Source organism: Gordonibacter sp. An230, assembly GCF_002159915.1.
In the GTDB taxonomy this organism is placed as follows: domain Bacteria; phylum Actinomycetota; class Coriobacteriia; order Coriobacteriales; family Eggerthellaceae; genus Rubneribacter.
On sequence record NZ_NFJP01000028.1, the window covers coordinates 1 to 17,993 of the forward strand.

General features: G+C 66.3%; 15 protein-coding genes. 10 read left to right on the forward strand and 5 right to left on the reverse strand.

Annotated features, from left to right (window positions below; translation table 11 throughout):
- Nucleotides 1-14: 14 nt before the first annotated feature.
- The 10 genes from B5F40_RS12805 (at nucleotide 15) to B5F40_RS12850 (ending at nucleotide 12,250) form a co-directional block, all read left to right on the forward strand.
- Nucleotides 15-1,163, forward strand: coding sequence for a serine/threonine protein kinase (locus B5F40_RS12805; RefSeq protein ID WP_087194711.1), 1,149 nt, complete (start codon nucleotides 15-17; stop codon nucleotides 1,161-1,163).
- A 274-nt stretch (nucleotides 1,164-1,437) separates the two neighbouring features.
- Entirely contained in the window at nucleotides 1,438-2,520 is a 1,083-nt protein-coding gene (locus tag B5F40_RS12810) for a DMT family transporter (protein WP_087194712.1), read from the forward strand.
- 226 nt (nucleotides 2,521-2,746) lie between these two features.
- Nucleotides 2,747-3,151, forward strand: coding sequence for a hypothetical protein (locus B5F40_RS12815; RefSeq protein ID WP_239443052.1), 405 nt, complete (start codon nucleotides 2,747-2,749; stop codon nucleotides 3,149-3,151).
- Between the two features lie 90 nt (nucleotides 3,152-3,241).
- A complete protein-coding gene (locus B5F40_RS12820; protein WP_087194677.1) occupies nucleotides 3,242-4,048 on the forward strand; it encodes a creatininase in 807 nt (268 codons plus the stop codon).
- A 210-nt stretch (nucleotides 4,049-4,258) separates the two neighbouring features.
- Nucleotides 4,259-5,572 carry an MFS transporter gene (locus tag B5F40_RS12825; RefSeq protein ID WP_087194678.1) on the forward strand — a complete coding sequence of 438 codons (1,314 nt, stop codon included), beginning with the start codon at nucleotides 4,259-4,261 and terminating at the stop codon, nucleotides 5,570-5,572.
- Nucleotides 5,573-6,316: 744 nt separating this feature from the next.
- Nucleotides 6,317-6,580, forward strand: coding sequence for a hypothetical protein (locus tag B5F40_RS12830; protein ID WP_087194713.1), 264 nt, complete (start codon nucleotides 6,317-6,319; stop codon nucleotides 6,578-6,580).
- Nucleotides 6,581-6,715: 135 nt separating this feature from the next.
- Nucleotides 6,716-7,906, forward strand: coding sequence for a putative ABC transporter permease (locus B5F40_RS12835; protein ID WP_087194679.1), 1,191 nt, complete (start codon nucleotides 6,716-6,718; stop codon nucleotides 7,904-7,906).
- 378 nt (nucleotides 7,907-8,284) lie between these two features.
- Nucleotides 8,285-9,814 (forward strand): putative DNA modification/repair radical SAM protein, encoded by a 1,530-nt coding sequence (locus tag B5F40_RS12840; RefSeq protein WP_087194680.1) that lies wholly within the window; start codon nucleotides 8,285-8,287, stop codon nucleotides 9,812-9,814.
- The gene (locus B5F40_RS12845) at nucleotides 9,811-10,911 is read left to right on the forward strand and encodes a TIGR03915 family putative DNA repair protein (protein ID WP_239443053.1); all 1,101 of its coding nucleotides are present in this window, start codon (nucleotides 9,811-9,813) and stop codon (nucleotides 10,909-10,911) included. Before B5F40_RS12840 ends, B5F40_RS12845 begins: the two co-directional genes overlap by 4 nt.
- 208 nt (nucleotides 10,912-11,119) lie before the next feature.
- Nucleotides 11,120-12,250 (forward strand): DUF362 domain-containing protein, encoded by a 1,131-nt coding sequence (locus tag B5F40_RS12850; protein ID WP_087194681.1) that lies wholly within the window; start codon nucleotides 11,120-11,122, stop codon nucleotides 12,248-12,250.
- Nucleotides 12,251-12,427: 177 nt separating this feature from the next.
- Here B5F40_RS12850 and B5F40_RS12855 read toward each other — a convergent pair whose 3' ends face one another.
- The 5 genes from B5F40_RS12855 to B5F40_RS12875 form a co-directional block, all read right to left on the reverse strand.
- A complete protein-coding gene (locus tag B5F40_RS12855; protein ID WP_239443054.1) occupies nucleotides 12,428-13,300 on the reverse strand; it encodes a radical SAM protein in 873 nt (290 codons plus the stop codon).
- 279 nt (nucleotides 13,301-13,579) lie between these two features.
- Complete coding sequence (locus B5F40_RS12860; RefSeq protein ID WP_087194683.1) at nucleotides 13,580-14,578, reverse strand: NAD(P)-binding domain-containing protein; 999 nt, start codon at nucleotides 14,576-14,578, stop codon at nucleotides 13,580-13,582.
- A 23-nt stretch (nucleotides 14,579-14,601) separates the two neighbouring features.
- Nucleotides 14,602-15,531 (reverse strand): DegV family protein, encoded by a 930-nt coding sequence (locus B5F40_RS12865; protein WP_087194684.1) that lies wholly within the window; start codon nucleotides 15,529-15,531, stop codon nucleotides 14,602-14,604.
- A 28-nt stretch (nucleotides 15,532-15,559) separates the two neighbouring features.
- A complete protein-coding gene (locus B5F40_RS12870; protein ID WP_087194685.1) occupies nucleotides 15,560-16,462 on the reverse strand; it encodes a DegV family protein in 903 nt (300 codons plus the stop codon).
- A 74-nt stretch (nucleotides 16,463-16,536) separates the two neighbouring features.
- Entirely contained in the window at nucleotides 16,537-17,991 is a 1,455-nt protein-coding gene (locus B5F40_RS12875; protein ID WP_087194686.1) for a nicotinate phosphoribosyltransferase, read from the reverse strand.
- Between the last annotated feature and the right edge of the window lie 2 nt (nucleotides 17,992-17,993).

Genomic DNA, 17,993 nt, shown 5'->3' on the forward strand with positions numbered 1-17,993 from the left:
GAAAGGAGACTGTCATGGCGAAGATAGTCAACTCGTGGAACGACTGGGATCCGCTGAAGCGCGTGATCGTCGGCCGCTGCGACAACTCGGTCATCCCGCCCGAGGAGCCCGCCACCTCCGAGAAGGTGCCCGTGGACTCCGAGATGCGCGGCATGTGGGGCCTGCGCCCGCTGGCCACCGTCGAGCGCGGCAACGAGTGCCTCGAGAACCTCGTCAAGATCCTCGAGGACCGCGGCGTGGTCGTCGACCGCCCGACGCCCCTGCAGTGGAACCAGGCCATCGGCACGCCGGACTTCCGCAACGACTCCATGATGACCTGCATGCCGCCCCGCGACATCCTGCTCACCATCGGCAGCGAGATCATGGCCTCCGCCAACTCCTTCCGCTGCCGCTACTTCGAGTACCTGGCCTACTGGCCGCTCATGAAGCAGTACTTCGACGAGGACCCCGAGTTCAAGTGGACCCAGGCCCCCCGCCCGCGCCTGACCGACGCCTCCTACAAGCACAACTACTACGACGAGAAGATCTCGCTCGAGGAGCGGCTCGTCCGCACCGCCAACAAGGACTTCGTCACCACCGAGGTGGAGCCCATGTGGGACGCCGCCGACGTGATGCGCATGGGCAAGGACCTGTTCATCCAGCACGGGCTCACCACCAACCGCACGGCCATGGACTGGTTCCAGCGCTACTACCCCGAGTACCGCGTGCACGCCGTGAACTTCCCCGGCGACCCCTACCCCATCCACATCGACGCCACCTTCGTGCCGCTGCGCCCGGGCCTGATCATCAACAACCCGCACCGCAAGCTCCCCGAGGAGCAGCGCGCCATCTTCGAGGCCAACGACTGGCAGATCGTCGAGGCCGCCCAGCCGGCCCACGACGAGCCGCCGGCGCTGTGCTACTCCTCGGTGTGGCTGTCCATGAACTGCCTCGTGCTCGACCCCAAGACCGTCATCGTGGAGGCCTCCGAGGTCTACCAGCAGGAGCAGATGGACAAGCTCGGCATGAACGTCATCCCCTGCGACCTGCGCGACGCCTACCCGTTCGGCGGCGGCCTGCACTGCTCCACGGCCGACGTCTACCGCGAGGGCGAGTGCCTCGACTACTTCCCGAACCGCGTCAAGGATCCCACCCTGGTGCGCCCGGAGATGTGGAACGACTAGCCGCGTAGCCCATTCGAGCGTTCGCGCGCCGAAAACGCCGCGCGAACGCATGTCATCGCCTCGTCCCGGAGAAACCCGTTTTGCCGTCCATCGGCGCTCCTTGCTCGGGATTCTCCGGGAACGGGCACACCCCCTACGGTCATCTTGGTCATCCATGCGGCGCCGTGGCGCCCGCGTGATTCGTCGTACCCTTGAGCGCGTCCGCGAGTTCGGATCTGCGGAGTTGACGCGCATCCAGGACCCGGACGACGCGGCGCCGCCCAAGGAGGGATACATGAACGAGCAAGCGAAGTACAAGCTCAAGGGCTTCATCTTTATGTTCCTCTCGTCGTCGGCCATGGGCGGCATCGGAGCGTTCGGACGCTACATCAACGCACCCGGCGACTTCATCTCGTTCGGCCGCAACTTCATCGGGTTCATCGCGCTCACCGTCATCTTCGCGGTGGCGGCGCGCGGCAACTTCAAGAAGCTCCGCGCGACGAAGCTCTCGCCCGCGATGGTGTTCTCGGGCATCTTCCTGGGTCTGCTGTCGGGCCTCTACGTGATCTCGACGCAGTACACGACGCTCGCGAACGCGTCGTTCCTCATCTACACCGGCCCCATCTACTCCACCGTCCTTGCAGCCATATTCCTCAAGGAGAAGCTCAACGGCAAGGGCATCGCCTGCATAGCGGCCGTGGTTTTGGGCATGCTGTTCATCGTGGGCATCATCACCCCGCAAGGGCTCACGCTCGACCTCGACCCGAAGTGGATGTTCGGCAACATGATCGGCCTTCTGTCCGGCGTGGCCTACGGCCTGTACCTGTTCATCGGCCGTTATCGCCAAGATTGCGACTCCAACGTGCGCTCCTGGTGGAACTTCCTGTTCGCGTCCGTCACCATCCTCGGCCTCATGGCTGTCGACAGCCTGCTCTCGGGCGGCCTCAAGTACACGGTCAAGGTGGACGGCGTGCAGCAGGTCGACGCAGCCGGCCAGATCATGACGGCCCCGTGGGACATCCTCACCATGGACGCCACGTCCTGGCTCGTGTGGATCGCCGCCGCGCTGATCACCGGCTTCGTGGCCTTCCACCTGCTGGCCTACGCCACCAAGATGCTCAAGGCCGGCGAGCTGGCCGCCATCTCCTACCAGGAGACCATCATGGCGTCGCTTCTGGGCTTCGTCATGTTCAACGAGGTCCTCACGCCGCTGCAGCTGGTGGGCGGCGCGCTCATCATCGCGGGCGGCGTCTCGCAGATAGTCTTCTCCACGAAGGCCGCCGGCAAGGCGGGCGAGAAGATCGAGAAGGAAGAGGAGATTCGCGAGAGCTTGCAAGCGCGTCTCGAGCGAGAAGAGGAAAAGGAAGCCCTGCGCTGAAAAGGGGCCGGCGCGCGCTGATTGCCCCGCCGAAGGCGGTCGGCGCGCGCATGACGAGAGGAACGTGAACCCATGAAGATCACGAAGAGCCTGACCCACATCGTCACCGATCTGCAGCTCGAGCCCGCGCTGCGAGAAGACGAGCTGCACGCCGCGTTCGCGCGCAGGCCTCAAAGGCTTCCCCGCCGAACTCGACATCGCCGAGCGCACGGAAGACCATGTGCAGATGGCGTCTCTGGAAGCGCTGCTGGGGTTCGCGAGGGAATCGGGCGCCGCAGCCGTCACCTACGACGTGACGTACTTCCCGCACGCCGACGATGCCGAAGTCGACCGCCAGGCGGCGCTGCTCGCGCGCGACCTCGAAATCGACGCGGGAATCATCCGAGAGCTGTGCGCCAGCGAGATCGCCGAGTACCTGAGCCTCGACGCGAAACGCGATCCGAACGCGCCCGTCCACAGCATCGTGGAAGCGTATGTGGGCGGCACGGCGTTCGCCTGGTACGGCATGAACGACTACCCGCGGCTCAGGCGCGTCATCTTGCGCCGTCTGGCGCGCGGAGGCGACCAAGCCCTCCGCTCCTTCGCGATGCGCGCGAGCAGAGCGCAGATGGAGCTCATGGAGGATCTCTGACCCCTCCCCCCTTTTTTCAGGAACACCATCCCGCCCGATCGTTCGGATCGGCGCATCCGGGCCCACCCGAACCTCAAAAGGAGCACGAATATGAAGCCTACCGTCTACATGGAAGAGATGGACGCGTTCACCTATCGCGAGAAGCTCGAGCGCGACGCGGTGGTGTTCGTTCCCGTCGGCGCGCTCGAGCAGCACGGCTCCCACATGGCCATGTGCGTGGACGCCGCGCTCACGAAAGCCATGGCGGGCGCGACCGCACGCGCCCTGACCGACTCGGACGAAGATGCGCTCGAGGGCATCGTGGCCGCCCCGATCAACTACGGCTACCGCTCGCAGCAGCGCTCGGGAGGCGGGTTCCACCTCTCCGGCACCACCAGCCTGCGCGGAAGCACGCTCATCGCGCTCGCGCGCGACATCGTGTTCAGCCTCGTGCGCCAAGGCGCGCGCAAGATCGTGCTCATGAACGGCCATTACGAGAACTACCAGTTCGTGTTCGAGGGAGCGCAGCTCGCCCTCGAGGACGCCCGCATGGAGGGGGCGGGCGACGCGAGGATACAGCTTCTGTCGTACTGGGACTTCGTGGACGACGACACCATAGCGAAGCTGTATCCAGACGGCTTCACCGGCTGGGACCTCGAGCACGCCGGCGTCATGGAGACGTCGCTCATGCTGCTGTTCTACCCCGACCTGGTGGACATGGGCAAGGTGGCAGGCCCGCTCTACGAGGGCCTGCCCGCCGAGCTGCCGAACTACGACGTGCTGCCCATCGTCGCAGACTACACCCCGCCGTCGGGATGCCTGTCCTCGCCGAGCGCCTCGTCGCGCGAGAAAGGCATCGTCCTGCGCGACGTGGCTGTCCGCAACATGGTGGACGCCATCCGCGCCGAATTCGCCTGAGGGGATCGAGATCAAGGCATGTGACCGCATACGGCCTTCTCGGATAGCGTCTCGAGAAGGCCGGTTTCTTACGAGGAGGATCGCTTGGCCATGGACGGGCGAACGTCCCGCTTCCAGCGACCGCGGTGCGAGCGCGTCGGCATGTTCGCCCGTCCGACGAGGCGGCCCGCTTCCTCGGGGACCACCACGACATCCAATAGGGGGATCGTCATGAGCACACCGTCAACCGCGCCGACCAAGGCCAAAGTGCCGTTCAAAGTCGCCTTGTCGTCGTTTCTGGGCAACTTCATCGAATGGTTCGACTACGCAACCTACACCTACTTCGCCATCACCATCGGCATCGTGTTCTTCCCCGAATCGGAGGTCAACTCCACGTTGCTCTCCTTCGCGGTGTTCGCGCTGTCCTTCGTGTTCCGTCCGCTGGGAGCGTCGTTTTGGGGAAGCATGGGCGACAAGAAGGGCCGCAAGTGGTCGCTGTCCATATCCATCTTCCTGATGACGGGCGCGGCCTTTCTGATAGGCTGCCTGCCCGGATACGCGACCATCGGCATCGCCGCGCCCATCCTGCTCGTGATCTTGCGCAGCGTCCAAGGATTCTCGGCCGCCGGCGAGTACTCGGGGGCCGCGGTGTTCTTGGCCGAGTACGCCCCGAAGGACCATCGCGGCAAGTACTGCTCTCTCGTGCCGGCCTCCACGGCCACGGGCCTTCTGGCGGGCTCCACCGCCGCGCTCGTCATCAAGGCGCTCCTCCCCGAGGCCGACATGGTGGCCTGGGGCTGGCGCATCCCGTTTCTTCTGGCCGGTCCTTTGGGCCTCATCGCGCACTACATCCGCACGAAGCTCGAGGACTCGCCCACCTACCAGCAGCTCACCGACAACGGCGCCGACCGGTCCAAAGAGGCGGCAAGGCCCACGCGCCTCGTGTTCAAGAAGTACCGCAAGCGCCTGGTGTCCAGCATCGCGGCCACCATGGTGAACTCGGTGGGCTTCTACCTGGTGCTCACCTACCTGCCCACCTACCTGACGGCTTACGCCGGCATGGAGGCGGCGCCCGCCCAGGCGGCCACGGACATCGCGCTGCTCGCCTATATCTTCATCGTGTTCGGGGCGGGCAAGGTGTCCGACATCGTGGGCCGCAAGAAGATGATGCTCGGCGCGTGCGCGGCGTTCATCGTGCTGAGCGTGCCCTCGTTCATGATGCTCGATTCGGCCCAGCTCCCCATCGTCATAGCCGCCGAGCTCATCATGTGCGTGACGCTGTCCATCAACGACGCCAACATCGCCTGCTATCAGGCAGAGATGTTCCCCACCGAGGTGCGCTACACCGGCGCGGCGCTGGGCTCGAACATCGCCTACGTCATATTCGGCGGCACGGCGTCCATGGTGGCCACGGCGCTCATCGACGCCACCGGCAACAGCCTGATGCCCGCGTTCTACATGATGGCCATCTGCCTGGTGGCCGGCATCATCCTGCTGTTCACCGCACGCGAGTACGGCCACGTCGAGCTGGAGGACGTCAAGTAGCGCGGCGATCGGCTGCGCAGAACGCAGAGCGAAGCGTCCGGCGCACGCAGCGAAAGGCGCGTGCCGGACACTCGAGAACGCATGCCTTTCGCGAAAGATCCGGGTCCGCTCCTCGGATGCCTGCGCGATCGAGACGATATCCCCATCCCCACCCCAATCGCCCGCCGGCTTCCCGCAGCGAGGCGGCAAATCCGGCGCTTTTTTGCGTTTGGTGAACGGTTCGGAGGGCCGTGGAGGGACAGCGGGCAGGGGCCGAAAAGGAAAAGCCCAGGTGACATCATTCCACGCGCACGCAATAACGCCCGAAGCGCCTTCCAATGCGGCAAAACCGTTCACCAAACGCAAATTCTCATCCTCGAAGGACGAAGCCTGTGCCAAACCGCCTTCGGCACAGGCCGGCCCGGCCCGGCCTGTGCGGCTCCGGCGGAGCCGCACAGGGTTCTTCGCCCAGCAGGGGATCTTCCGCGGCGCATGACCGCAAAGGGCCTGGATTCAAGATCAGGCGAACGCGGGCTCGCATCGACGGCGGTTCGACATGGACGAGCGGATCCGCGCCGATCGGCCTCCGATTCTTACGGCCCGCGCGGACGGTTGCCCTCCGTTGCCTCAAGGCGGGCCAGACGCGCCGGGCGCCATCGCGGACGCCATGCGAGAGAGCACCGCCCGCAACAGGTCTCGATCGCCCGCGCAACGGCTCGGTGCGCGCGGTTGCCCTTCGCCTTGGCGCATGGTCTGATGCGGGCCATGGCGTTCAAGAAGACATATGTCGAAGTGACGGCCCGCATCGACGAGGATGGGCGCATCACGCCGCTGTCCGTTAGATGGCGCGACGGACGCGTGTTCGAGATCGACCGCGTCGTCGATGTCGTGCGCCGGACATCGCAGCACGTCGGAGGCACCGGCGTGCGCTACGTCGTCTCCATACAGGGCCGTGAGAAGAAGCTGTTCTTCGAGGATCCTCGCTGGTTCGTCGAGGAAGTGGTCGCAAGCGACGGAAGCCCGGATTAACGAAATGCCGACCCATCTGGGACGTTGCGCAGCCGTCACCCAGAATAACGACGGCCACGCCCGAAATGTCCCCCGTTCACGGTATACTGATGACTCATCGTCGAACAGGCAGAAGGCATACAAGGAGAAGGACGCATGGCAGAGCACGACAGCGCTGCGGAAAGCGAGATCGTTCGCCGCAGGATCCCGTTGCCCTTGAAGGTGTTCGGAATGCTGTGCGTCGTCAGCGGCGCGGCTATCGCCTTGGTGCTCGCGCTCGTCGTCGTGGGGATGGCGCTCGTGATCAAATCCGGCGAGCTCACCGGCGATCTGTCCACTGCCACGCTCGTCATCTTCGCGGCCCAAACCGTGCTCATGACCATCCTCGCCGCGCTCTTCGCCGTGCTGGGCGTGCGCCTCTTGCGCGACAAACGGCGCGGAGCGGCCCAGCTCACCGAGGTCATGATCGTCATCCTCATACTTGTGGCGCTCTGCGACATGATGCTGGGCGGCCTCACTCCCGACCTCGTGCCCTACGGCGTGGTGCTCGTGGTGCTCATCGCGCTGCAAAGCTACGTCGACCCGTCGCTTTCCGAGGAACGCGAGCTGCAGCGCATGCTGCGCGACATGGAGACGCGCGAGCAGGCCGAAGACGGCACGCTTGGCCGCGACGAGACGGGCAAAGGGTTCATCGCCCTCAACTTCTTCAACCTTTTCTGGATCTTCGTCGTATGCTGCGTGCTGGGCCTCATCATCGAGACGGTCTACCACTTCGTCGTGGTCGAACCCGGCCACTATCAAGATCGCGCAGGGCTGCTGTTCGGGCCGTTCTCGCCCATCTACGGGTTCGGTGCGGTGCTCATGACGGTGGCGCTCAACCGCTTCCACGACAAGAACGTCATCCTGATCTTCCTGGTGAGCGCGGTCATCGGCGGGGCGTTCGAATACCTGACCAGTTGGTTCATGCAGTTCGCCTTCGGCATTGTGGCCTGGGACTACTCGGGCACGTTCCTGTCCATCGACGGGCGCACCAACGGCATGTTCATGGCCATGTGGGGCGTGCTGGGCGTGGTGTGGATCAAGCTGTGCCTGCCCTGGATGCTGAAGCTGGTGAACCTCATCCCTTGGAACTGGCGTTATGCGGTGACCGCGGTGTGCGCAGCGCTCATGATCGCGGACGGCGTCCTCACGTTGCTCGCGCTCGACTGCTGGTACCAGCGGGAGGCCGGCCGCACCCCCGACAACGCCATCGAGGAATTCTGCGCCGACCATTTCGACAACGCCTACATGGCGCAGCGCTTCCAGTCCATGTCCATCGATCCCGGCAACGCCACGCGCGCGAACTGACCGTCGGCCCTCGGAAGGTCCGCGCCACCGCGCCATGGACCATGAAGGGCGGCCGAATGGCCGCATGTCGACCCCAACCGTTCGCAACGCCTTTCCATAGGCCCTCGACCCCGACATTTTAGAGCCTCTCGTCTTGCGCCGTCGAGAGGCCGCGCAAGGACGTCGTCATGCGACCCGTCCTCCTCGTCGACCCGCTTTCGGTCTTCGGGAAGCCAGTTGATGCGGCGGCGGCCTCCCGATTCGGAGCCCCGAGTAGCGCAAACGCCGATTCGACGCGCAAGCAGACGCAGGCCCAGACCTTGACAACGAACGTTCGTTTGTCTATTATAGGCGAACATATATTCTTACGAACATTTGATCTTGGGAACGGACGTGCGCATGGAGCTGCTCGACAAGCTGGAGATCCTCGCCGATGCGGCGAAGTACGACGTAGCATGCACCTCATCGGGAATCGACCGTGCAGCGCAGAAGGGCAAGCTGGGCAACACGCTTGCCGCCGGCTGCTGCCATAGCTTCTCGGCCGACGGGCGCTGCATCACACTGCTCAAGGTGCTCATGACGAACGTGTGCGTATACGATTGCGCCTACTGCGTGAACCGCGTCTCGAACGAGGTGCCTCGCGCGGCATTCACGCCCCGCGAACTGGCAGAGCTTACCATCGCGTTCTACCGACGCAACTACATCGAAGGGCTGTTCTTGAGCTCCGGGGTCATCCGCGACCCCGATCACACCACCGAGCTTATGGTGCGCACGCTCTCCCTTCTACGCAACGAGCACGGCTTTCGCGGGTACATCCACGCGAAGGCCGTCCCTGGCACCTCTCCCGAGCTTATCGAGACGCTCGGGCATCTCGCAGACCGCCTGAGCGTGAACATGGAACTGCCTTCCCAAAGAAGCCTCGCCCTGCTTGCCCCCGAAAAGGACAAGCAGCGCATCGTCGCGCCCATGCGCCAGATACGAGACGGCATTGCCGAAGACCGCGAAACGCGCACCGCCATGCGCCGCGGAACCACCTATTTAGCGCAGAGGCGCCCCGTGCGCAAGGAGCGGGCCTTCGTGCCCGCCGGTCAGTCTACCCAGATGATCGTGGGAGCCACGCCCGAGAGCGACTTCCAGATACTCAACCTCTCGGCCGCGCTCTACCGCACGCTCTCGCTCAAGCGCGTGTTCTTCAGCGCCTACACGCCCGTGAACGACGACGCGCGCCTGCCCGGCGCCGACGCCGTCCAGCTCGCCCGCGAGCACCGGCTCTACCAGGCGGACTGGCTTCTGCGCTTCTACCGCTTCGACGTCACCGAGATCATCGACGAGGAGCACCCGTTTCTGGACCCCGAGGTGGACCCGAAGGCGAACTGGGCGCTCAACAACCTGGACTTCTTCCCCGTGGAGGTGAACAAGGCGCCGCTCGAGGCGCTCTTGCGCGTGCCCGGCATCGGCGTGAAGGGGGCGCACGCCATCATGCGCGCCCGGCGCTCCACCACGCTCGGCGAGCGCGAGCTGCGCAAGCTGGGCATCGCCTACAAGCGGGCGCGCTTCTTCGTCACCTGCAACGGCAGCTACGCCGGCCAGGGGGCGGACTTCTCGCGCGAGGGGCTGCGCGCGCACCTGGCCGCCACGCCGAAGGGCGGCAACCACGGCCGCCGCGCGGACAAGGTCATCCCCGGCCAGCTGAGCCTGTTCGAGAGCGTGGAGACGCCCGAGAAGGCCCGCATCGCCCCGGGCGCGGGAACCGACGGCGGAGAGCAACTGGGTATGAGGGCCGGGGGACGCCTGGGGGTCGGGGGGCGCCTGGGGGCCGGGCCCGCCGGACGACAAGACAGCGCGGCAAGTGGGCGGCATGTCGGAGGCGTCGACGGCGCGTTCGGCTGGCAGCACGCCCTCGAGCGCCCCGAGGCGGCGTGCGCATGAGCGCCGCCTACGGAACCGACAGCGAACGGCCTTCGGACGCTGCGGCGTCCGAGGCTGGCTCCGGCCGCGCGGCCGCCCCGGACAAGGAGGCGGATGGCCGCGCGACTGCTCCGGCTGCGAGGGGGGTGGAGCGGGAATCCGCCGCAGCCGGAGACGTCCCCTACGGACCGGCTACGCCGGAAGAGCCGCTCGCTGACGTGGCCTACGCCTACGACGGGACGCTGGAGGGCCTGCTCTCGGCGGTGTTCGAGGCGTACGACCGCCGGGAGGACCCGCAGGATGTCACGGCCCAGGCCGCACTCCAGCCGCGCCTCGGGCAGACGGTGCGCTTCGTGGAGACGGACGTGGAGCGCGCCGTGCGCGTCCAGCGCGGCATCAAACGCGTCTGCGGCCACGCCGCCTACGACGCCGTCATGCGCGCCTCGCTCTCCGACGAGCCGAACGCCGGCACCGTCGTCTACCGCTTCGTGCGCTACGCCATGGCGGCCAAGCGCCCGCACGACTGCACGGGGTGCCGTCGGCGCGGCTCGTGCAGCGGGCCCATAGCCCCTTCGCGGCCCACCGACTCCCTCGGCTGCTCGGGCAAGGCGCGCGGCAGCGTGCTGAACGACCTGGCCCATCCTGCGGTGGAGCCCCTGCACCGCCTCGTGCGCTCCGTGGGCAACGAGCGCCACCACATGGTGCAGTTCCTGCGCTTCGAGCACCTGGAGAACGGCGTATGGCTCGCCCGATGCAACCCCAAGGCCTCGGTGGTGCCGCTGATCATGGACTGGTTCGCCGACCGTTTCAACACGCAGCCCTTCATCATCTACGACGAGGTGCACCGCCTGGCGGGCGTCTACGAGGGGCGCGACTGGTACCTCGTGCGCACCGACGGGCTGGACGTGCCCGACCGCGCCGCGGAGGAGGGCCTCATGCAGGCCGCCTGGAAGCGCTTCTACCGCACCGTCGCCGTGGAGGCCCGCTACAACCCGGAGCTCCGCCGCCAGTTCATGCCCAAGCGCCTGTGGAAGAACATCCTGGAGATGCACGAGGACCTCCCCGGCACCGAGCTCGCCCGTGCCGCCTCGCGAACCGAGCGCCTCTGGCGCGGCTGATGGAGGGATGGTTCGCGAGTTCCCTCAGAACCAGCGAACCGCTATCATGGAAGTCGACGAGAGAACCGCACGAAAACGCGTCAAAAACCGCGAGGCTCAGATCAGCCAGAGGTCGCTCCGTGGGACAAGGACAGGGTCTTTGCCCCACGCTTAACCCGGCAGAGACGACAAGACGGACCTTTTGACACAACCTCAAGGAGGAGGAGACATGGAACCGGCCAAGGTGTACTTCACAGACTTCCGCACGCAGGCGTTCGGCGACGGGCTGCCCACGAAGCTGAAGAAGCTCGTCCGCCGCGCGGGCATCGCGGATTTAGACCTCGACGGCAAGTTCGTGGCCGTCAAGCTGCACTTCGGCGAGCTGGGCAACGTGAGCTACCTGCGCCCCAACTACGCGCGCGCCCTCGTGGACGTGGTGAAGGAACTCGGCGGCAAGCCGTTCCTCACCGACTGCAACACCATGTACCCCGGCAGCCGCAAGAACGCTCTCGAGCATCTGGAGTGCGCGTGGGAGAACGGCTTCACGCCGCTCACGGCGGGCTGCCCCATCCTCATCGGCGACGGCCTGAAGGGCACCGACGACGTGGAGGTGCCGGTTGCGGGCGGCGAGTACGTGAAGACGGCGAAGATCGGCCGCGCCGTCATGGACGCCGATGTGTTCGTGAGCCTCACGCACTTCAAGGGCCACGAGCTCACCGGGTTCGGCGGCGCCATCAAGAACATCGGCATGGGCTGCGGCTCGCGCGCCGGCAAGACCGAGCAGCACAGCAACGGCCAGCCCGAGATCGACGCGGAGAAGTGCCGCGGCTGCAAGAAATGCCTGCCCGAGTGCGCGAACGGCGGCCTCGTGTTCGACGAGGCCGCCCGGAAGATGGGCGTGGACAAGGCGCGTTGCGTAGGCTGCGGACGATGCCTGGGCGCCTGCAATTTCGACGCCATCGGCTTTGCGCAGGACGCCGCCAACGCCGACCTCAACCGCCGCATGGCCGAGTACGCGAAGGCCGTCGTGGACAGCCGGCCGCAGTTCCACGTGTCGCTCGTGGTGGATGTGTCGCCCCACTGCGACTGCCATGCCGAGAACGACGCCCCCATCCTACCGAACCTGGGCATGTTCGCCTCCACCGACCCGCTCGCCCTCGACCAGGCCTGCGTAGACGCTTGCCTGGCCGCCTCCCCCCTCCCCGGCAGCAAGCTCTCCGACAACCTGGCCACGCCCGGCTTCGTGCCCTCAGGCGACCACTTCACGAACTCCACCCCCGAATCGGAATGGCGCACCTGCCTTGAGCACGCCGAGAAGATCGGCCTGGGAACCAGGGACTACGAGCTGGTGAGGATGTAAGCATCTCCCGATTGGCGCAGCAAGTCAACGAGAAGCCCCCTGATTCCCAAGGTTGGCGCCTCATGCGGCAGAGCGCGCTTCGGTACGCGCCGGCAAGCATGAAAGAGCCGAGATTCGGAATCAGGGGGGGCTTAACAGCGTCGGCATGCTCCGCAGGCTGCAGGCACGCGGACCATCCTACACCCCCGTCAGGTCGAACGGGGGGATGAAGCTCTCCTCGGCCGCGCCGCCCTCCTGCCAGAAGTAGTCCTCCACGCCCAGCGCATCGGCGTAGTCGAGCAGGCGCTCGTAGTCCTCGTCCGGCACGCGGAGGGCGAGCTCCGGGCTGCGGCGCAGCGCCGCCGCGGCACGCCCGTCGCCTGCGGCGGCGGCATCGGCCAGAACCGGCGTGTACTGGTTCATCAGCGACAGCAGCACCTCGTCGCCGAAACGCTCGTGCACGAGGCGCACCACGCGCTTCGAGTCCTCGAGCGCCCCCGGCAGCATGAGGTGGCGCACCACGACGCCGCGAACCAACCGCGACATGCCGTCCACCTCGTCGAACGATGGCGAGCCCACCTCGTCCACCATGGCCTCGAGAGCCCGGAGCGCCACCTCCGGGTAGTCCGACGCATGTGAATAGCACACCGCCAAGGCGTTGTCGGCATACTTGAAGTCGGAGAGGTACACATCCACCGTGCCAGCATTCGCCCGCACGGCCTCCACCGTCTCGTACCCCGAGGTGTTCCACACAACGGGCAGCGCAAGGCCACCCGCCCGCGCTGCAGCCACCGCGGCACGAACCTCGACGGCGTAATGCGTGGGCGTGACGAGGTTCACATTGAGCGCGCCTTGCGCCGCAAGCTCCAGAAGCATCTCGGAGAGCCGCTCCACACCCACCTCTGCACCCGCCTCCCCTACGGCGATGGGGGCGTTTTGACAATAGACGCAGCGAAGCGGGCAGTGCGCGAAGAACACCGCACCGCTGCCACGCTTGCCGCTTATCGGAGGCTCCTCCCAAAAATGAAGCGCAGCACGCGCCACGACAAGCTCCCGTCCCGCTCCGCACACTCCGCGCTCCCCCGCCGCTCGGTCGGCGCCGCATCGACGCGGGCAAAGGTCGCACTTCGAACGGGTCCCGGTCACGACGAGACCACCGGCCCCGAAAAACCGACATGGGCGACTACGGCTTCCGAATGCCCAAATGGGAAGCATGCGACGCAAACCCTGAACGCAAGGGCGGAGGCGACCACCGCAAAGCCCCGAGGCGAGGGCGAAACCGGACGCCCGCCAATTAGCAAGCGCGAACCGAAAGCCCCGTCGAACGCCCCCATTTCCGGCGGATGGGGCTCAGTTCGCCGAGTACGCACCGTAGCCGGGGTAGTCGGGGTAGTCGCGATAGCCGCCGTGCGAATGACCGCACCCGCCCGCATCGCCGTCGTCTCCAAAGCCGTCACCGTCCGATTCGTATCCTTCGCCCCCTTCTCCGAAAGCCGCCTCGGCGCGCGTCCAATCGAGACCCTGCTCGGCGCAGGCCGACTCCTCTCCGTACACGAGCGCAAGCGCCGAGGGCGCCTTGTCCGATCCGCCGATGACGGCGAGCAGCTCGAGCAGATGCAGGCACGCCTCGGCCTGGGGTAGGATGAGATCGGCGTCGTCTGCCGCCGTGAGCGCCGCCGACAGCTCGGCCATGAACATCTCCACCGTGTAGTCACCGCCGAATCGGCCTTCTCCAACAGCCGCCAGCACGCTCTCGGCCAAAGGGGAGACGGAACCGACGCGCAGGATGTCCTGGCCGAACGACGGCGCGGAGCGCCGAACCGCGCGATAGAGCGCATCGGCTTCGATGGCGGACACGATCTGCGCCATCGTCTGCAACGTCCATGCGGCGCGCGCGAGCTGCCCCGCACCAGCGCCGCCCATGTCCCGCACCGTGCCCGCAACGGCCTCGAGCACGGGACGCGCCGCGGCAAGCGCGTCCTCATCGCCCGCCGCGAAGCACACAAGGTTCTCCTTGTCGGCGAACGCATCGGCACGAACGGGATCAACCACCGCGAGCGGCGCCTCCACCGCCACCAGATCGCTCACCGTGGCCACCGCGCCGAGCTCGCGCGCGAAGCTCGGCGTGGACGGGGACAGATCAACGAGCAGCGTTCCCTTCGCCGCAATCTGCACCAGGCCGTCCTCGTCGAAGTATACGTCCTCGAGCGCGGTCTGCGACGTGCAGTACGTCACCACCGTCCCTGCGTCCCCGGCGTCCTTTGCGCGCACGTAGCCCAACGCGACGAGGCGCTCCTCCACCATCGAGCCCACCGTCTCGTTCCCCACGAATGCGAACGATTCCCTCATCTGCGAACCTTTCCGTCGTCAGCCTACTCCGCTCCCCTGACCCGCTTCGCGATGCGGTCGGCAACGGACAGCTCCTCGCGCTTGTCGCCGCCCCAGAACACCACGGCGATCATGCCCGGCCCCACATGGCTGCCGATAACCGGTCCGATGCTGCTCTCCAGAAACAGGATGGAGTCATCCTCCTTCGACAGCGCTTCCTTCAACCGGTCGGCGTCCTTCTCGCAATCGGCGTTTCCGATGACCACATGCTTGCCCGGACCCTCCTTCGCGGCGCGTTTGCGATAGTACTCAGCCAGCTGCTTGAGGCCCTTCTTTCGCCCGCGCGCCACACCCGACAACGCGAGTTTGCCATCAACCCCGATGGTGAGCAGCGGCTTCACGTCCAGCTTCGAGCCCGCATACGCCACCGAGGCGGGAATGCGCCCCCCGCGGCGCAGCGCCTCGAGGTCATCCACCATAAACTCCGCATCCACAAAGAAACGCGCCTCCTCGGCCCACCGCGCCAGCTCGGCAGCCGTCATCCCCCCGTCGCGCTGTCGGATGGCCTCGTACACCAGAAGCGCCTCGGCCACAGACGCCAACCGCGTGTCCACGAGGTGCAGCTCGGCATCCGGGTGCTTGTCCAGCATTTCGTCGCGCACGAGCGCCGCCACGTCGTAGCTGCCCGAAAGCCCGCTCGAGAACACGAGGGCCACGGTGGGCACGCCGCTCTCGATAGCCCGCCCGAACACCTCCCGATACACATGCATCGGCACCTGCGAGGTGGTTGGCTGCTCTCCTTCGCGCATGGCCTGGAAAAACTCACGCGCCGACGTGGAGCGGTACAGATCGTCCGAACGCTCCCCCTCGCTTGTGACGTAAGGGAATTCGACGAGCTCGACACCCTCTCGATCCACTACCTCGAAAGGCAGGTCGCAACAGGAGTCTATGATGAGATTGCAGCGGTGCGCCATGAAACGACCCTCTCTTCTCGAACCGACGCTACGACGCGCAGACGCGCGAGCGCGCGGGCACGGTCAGCTTGCCCGCCACGGCGCTCGCGCACTCGTAAGCGATGCCCACGGCCGGCCCCACATGCAGCCCGATGACGGGGCTCACGGGAAGCACCCTCACCCTGCGGCCGATCAGCGGCTCGACAACCTCGCGCGCCCACGCCAGCGCCGGAGCCTTGTCACCGATGTAGTGCACCACCACGCGCTTGAGACCGAACTTCTCGATATCGGCCCTGAACGAGGACGCTATGCGCTCGAGCGCCTTCTTGCGCGTGCGCACCTTCGCGAGGGTGGCGGCAGTCCCATCGACGACGGTGAGCACGGGCGCGAGCTGGATGAGGTTGCCCAGAAGCGCCGCCGCACCGCCGATGCGCCCACCCTTCTGGAGAAACGTAAGCGTCTCGGGGGCGAACAGGAAACGCGTCCGCTCCATGCCCTCGAGCACGGCGGACAGGCATCCCGAAAGGCCTTCGCCCGCATCGCGTGCCTCCACGCCGTCGAAGACGGGCCATGCCTCGTCGTAGCCGCACGAGGACGAGTCGACGATGGCGTACGAGAAGTCGATGTTGCGCGCCTTCACCGCACGCGCGGCGCGCACCGCACCGTCGAACGTGCCCGAAAGCCCCGAGGAGATGAACACGCCGAGCACCTCGTCGCCAGCGCGCGCCGCATCCTCGAACACCGACTCGAGCGCATGCTGCGACGGCTGGCTCGACGTGGGAATATCGTCAACCATGCCGTAGATGTCGGCGTAGAACGCGTCGAGGTCCATCTCGGCGTCGGCTAGCTCCTCCCTTCCACGGTTCACGTACAGCGTGACGACCTCGATGCCGGCCTCGCGCGCCTCGTCTGCGGGGATGGAGGCCACCGAATCGGTGATTATCCTGACCATGTCGTCCTTCCTTGCTTCCTGGGCGCACGTCGCGCCAGCCGCCTGCCCTTCGGATGCCCCGAGAGCCTTCCACACTACGCGATGCCGCGCAACCGCACAACCAAATCGCGGCGGCGCTCGAAAAGACCATATTCGAGCCCGACGGGATAGGTGTGCGGATTCAGCATGCGTTTCTGGCTCTCATCGAGCGTCGAAAGCCCCTCCCGCGTCCGCTCGCGCGCGGCCAGCGCATCGCGCAGCTCGGGCGCGAGAACCGTCTCGCCCGCGCGAGCGAGCGGTTCGAGCAACGTCTCGAAACACAGGCCCGAGAGGTTTTTCTGACGCAGGTCGTCAGCCGGATCCACGATCGTCTCGCACCGCGCACCTGCGTTCACGTCGTACACCATATCGCCGGCAAGCCTTCCGCTGTCGCAGTAGAAATAGCGCCGCACGTCCAGCACGCCGGGAGTCGAGAGCTTCGCAGCCGATCCCGAGATCTTCAGACGGTCGACCCATGACGCGTCTCCGGGACCGCGCGTGGCGGAGAGTTTGTAGACGCCGCCAAGCGTAGGCTGGTCGTAGGCGCACGCAAGCTTCGTGCCCACCCCCCACGAGTCGACTTTGGCCCCCTCGTCCCGGATGGACTGGATGGTGTACTCATCCAGGTCGTTGGACAGCACGATGCTGCAGTCCGCAAGGCCCGCCTCGTCGAGCATGCGCCGCGCCGTCCTCGCAAGCCACGAAAGGTCGCCGGAGTCGATGCGGATGCCCGCCAAGCGCTCGCCGCGCGCGCGCATCTCGAGCCCCACCTCGATGGCGTTCGCGATGCCCTGTTCCACGTCGTAGGTGTCCACGAGCAGCACGCAGTTGTTCGGGAACGCACGGGCGTAGGCGCGAAAAGCAGACAGCTCGTCAGGGAACGACATCACCCACGAGTGCGCGTGCGTGCCCGACACGGGGAGGCCGAAGAGCTTGCCGGCCAGAACGTTTGAGGTGGACGCGCAGCCGCCCACGATGGCTGCGCGGCTCGCCCACACGCCGCCAGCCGCCCCCTGGGCCCGGCGCAAACCGAACTCCGCAACGGGCGATTGGGCCGCCAAGCACACGCGCGCGGCCTTCGTGGCGATGAGCGTCTGGAAGTTCACGCAGTTCAAAAGCGCCGTCTCGATGAGCTGGCAATCGGCAATGGGACCCGTCACGCGCACGATGGGCTCATGCGGGAACACCACCGTGCCCTCGGGCACGGCATCGATGTCCACGGCAAGCCGAAACGTCCGCAAATGCTCGAGGAACGCTGGTTTGAACAGAGGACCGCCGCCGGGAGCGTCGAGAGAGGCGAGATAGGCGAGGTCGTCGTCGGAGAACGCGAACGACTCCACGATCTCGGCGAGCTGCGCCATGCCGCACGCGACGGCGAAGCCCCCTTTGAACGGATAGTCGCGGAAGTACATGTGGAAACACGCCCGCGTGTCGCGCTGGCCGCACTCCCAATAACCCTGCGCCATCGTGAGCTGGTACAGATCGGTGAGCAGCTCGTAGTCAAGCTTCATCG

Excerpts from the sequence above, each read along its gene's own strand:
- B5F40_RS12845 (WP_239443053.1), top strand. The coding sequence starts at position 9,811 with ATGAGCGCCGCCTACGGAACCGACAGCGAACGGCCTTCGGACGCTGCG.
- B5F40_RS12820 (WP_087194677.1), top strand. The coding sequence starts at position 3,242 with ATGAAGCCTACCGTCTACATGGAAGAGATGGACGCGTTCACCTATCGC.
- B5F40_RS12840 (WP_087194680.1), top strand. The coding sequence starts at position 8,285 with ATGGAGCTGCTCGACAAGCTGGAGATCCTCGCCGATGCGGCGAAGTAC.
- B5F40_RS12830 (WP_087194713.1), top strand. The coding sequence starts at position 6,317 with ATGGCGTTCAAGAAGACATATGTCGAAGTGACGGCCCGCATCGACGAG.
- B5F40_RS12815 (WP_239443052.1), top strand. The coding sequence starts at position 2,747 with ATGGCGTCTCTGGAAGCGCTGCTGGGGTTCGCGAGGGAATCGGGCGCC.
- B5F40_RS12870 (WP_087194685.1), bottom strand. The coding sequence starts at position 16,462 with ATGGTCAGGATAATCACCGATTCGGTGGCCTCCATCCCCGCAGACGAG.
- B5F40_RS12825 (WP_087194678.1), top strand. The coding sequence starts at position 4,259 with ATGAGCACACCGTCAACCGCGCCGACCAAGGCCAAAGTGCCGTTCAAA.
- B5F40_RS12875 (WP_087194686.1), bottom strand. The coding sequence starts at position 17,991 with ATGAAGCTTGACTACGAGCTGCTCACCGATCTGTACCAGCTCACGATG.
- B5F40_RS12860 (WP_087194683.1), bottom strand. The coding sequence starts at position 14,578 with ATGAGGGAATCGTTCGCATTCGTGGGGAACGAGACGGTGGGCTCGATG.
- B5F40_RS12810 (WP_087194712.1), top strand. The coding sequence starts at position 1,438 with ATGAACGAGCAAGCGAAGTACAAGCTCAAGGGCTTCATCTTTATGTTC.
- B5F40_RS12850 (WP_087194681.1), top strand. The coding sequence starts at position 11,120 with ATGGAACCGGCCAAGGTGTACTTCACAGACTTCCGCACGCAGGCGTTC.
- B5F40_RS12865 (WP_087194684.1), bottom strand. The coding sequence starts at position 15,531 with ATGGCGCACCGCTGCAATCTCATCATAGACTCCTGTTGCGACCTGCCT.
- B5F40_RS12835 (WP_087194679.1), top strand. The coding sequence starts at position 6,716 with ATGGCAGAGCACGACAGCGCTGCGGAAAGCGAGATCGTTCGCCGCAGG.
- B5F40_RS12805 (WP_087194711.1), top strand. The coding sequence starts at position 15 with ATGGCGAAGATAGTCAACTCGTGGAACGACTGGGATCCGCTGAAGCGC.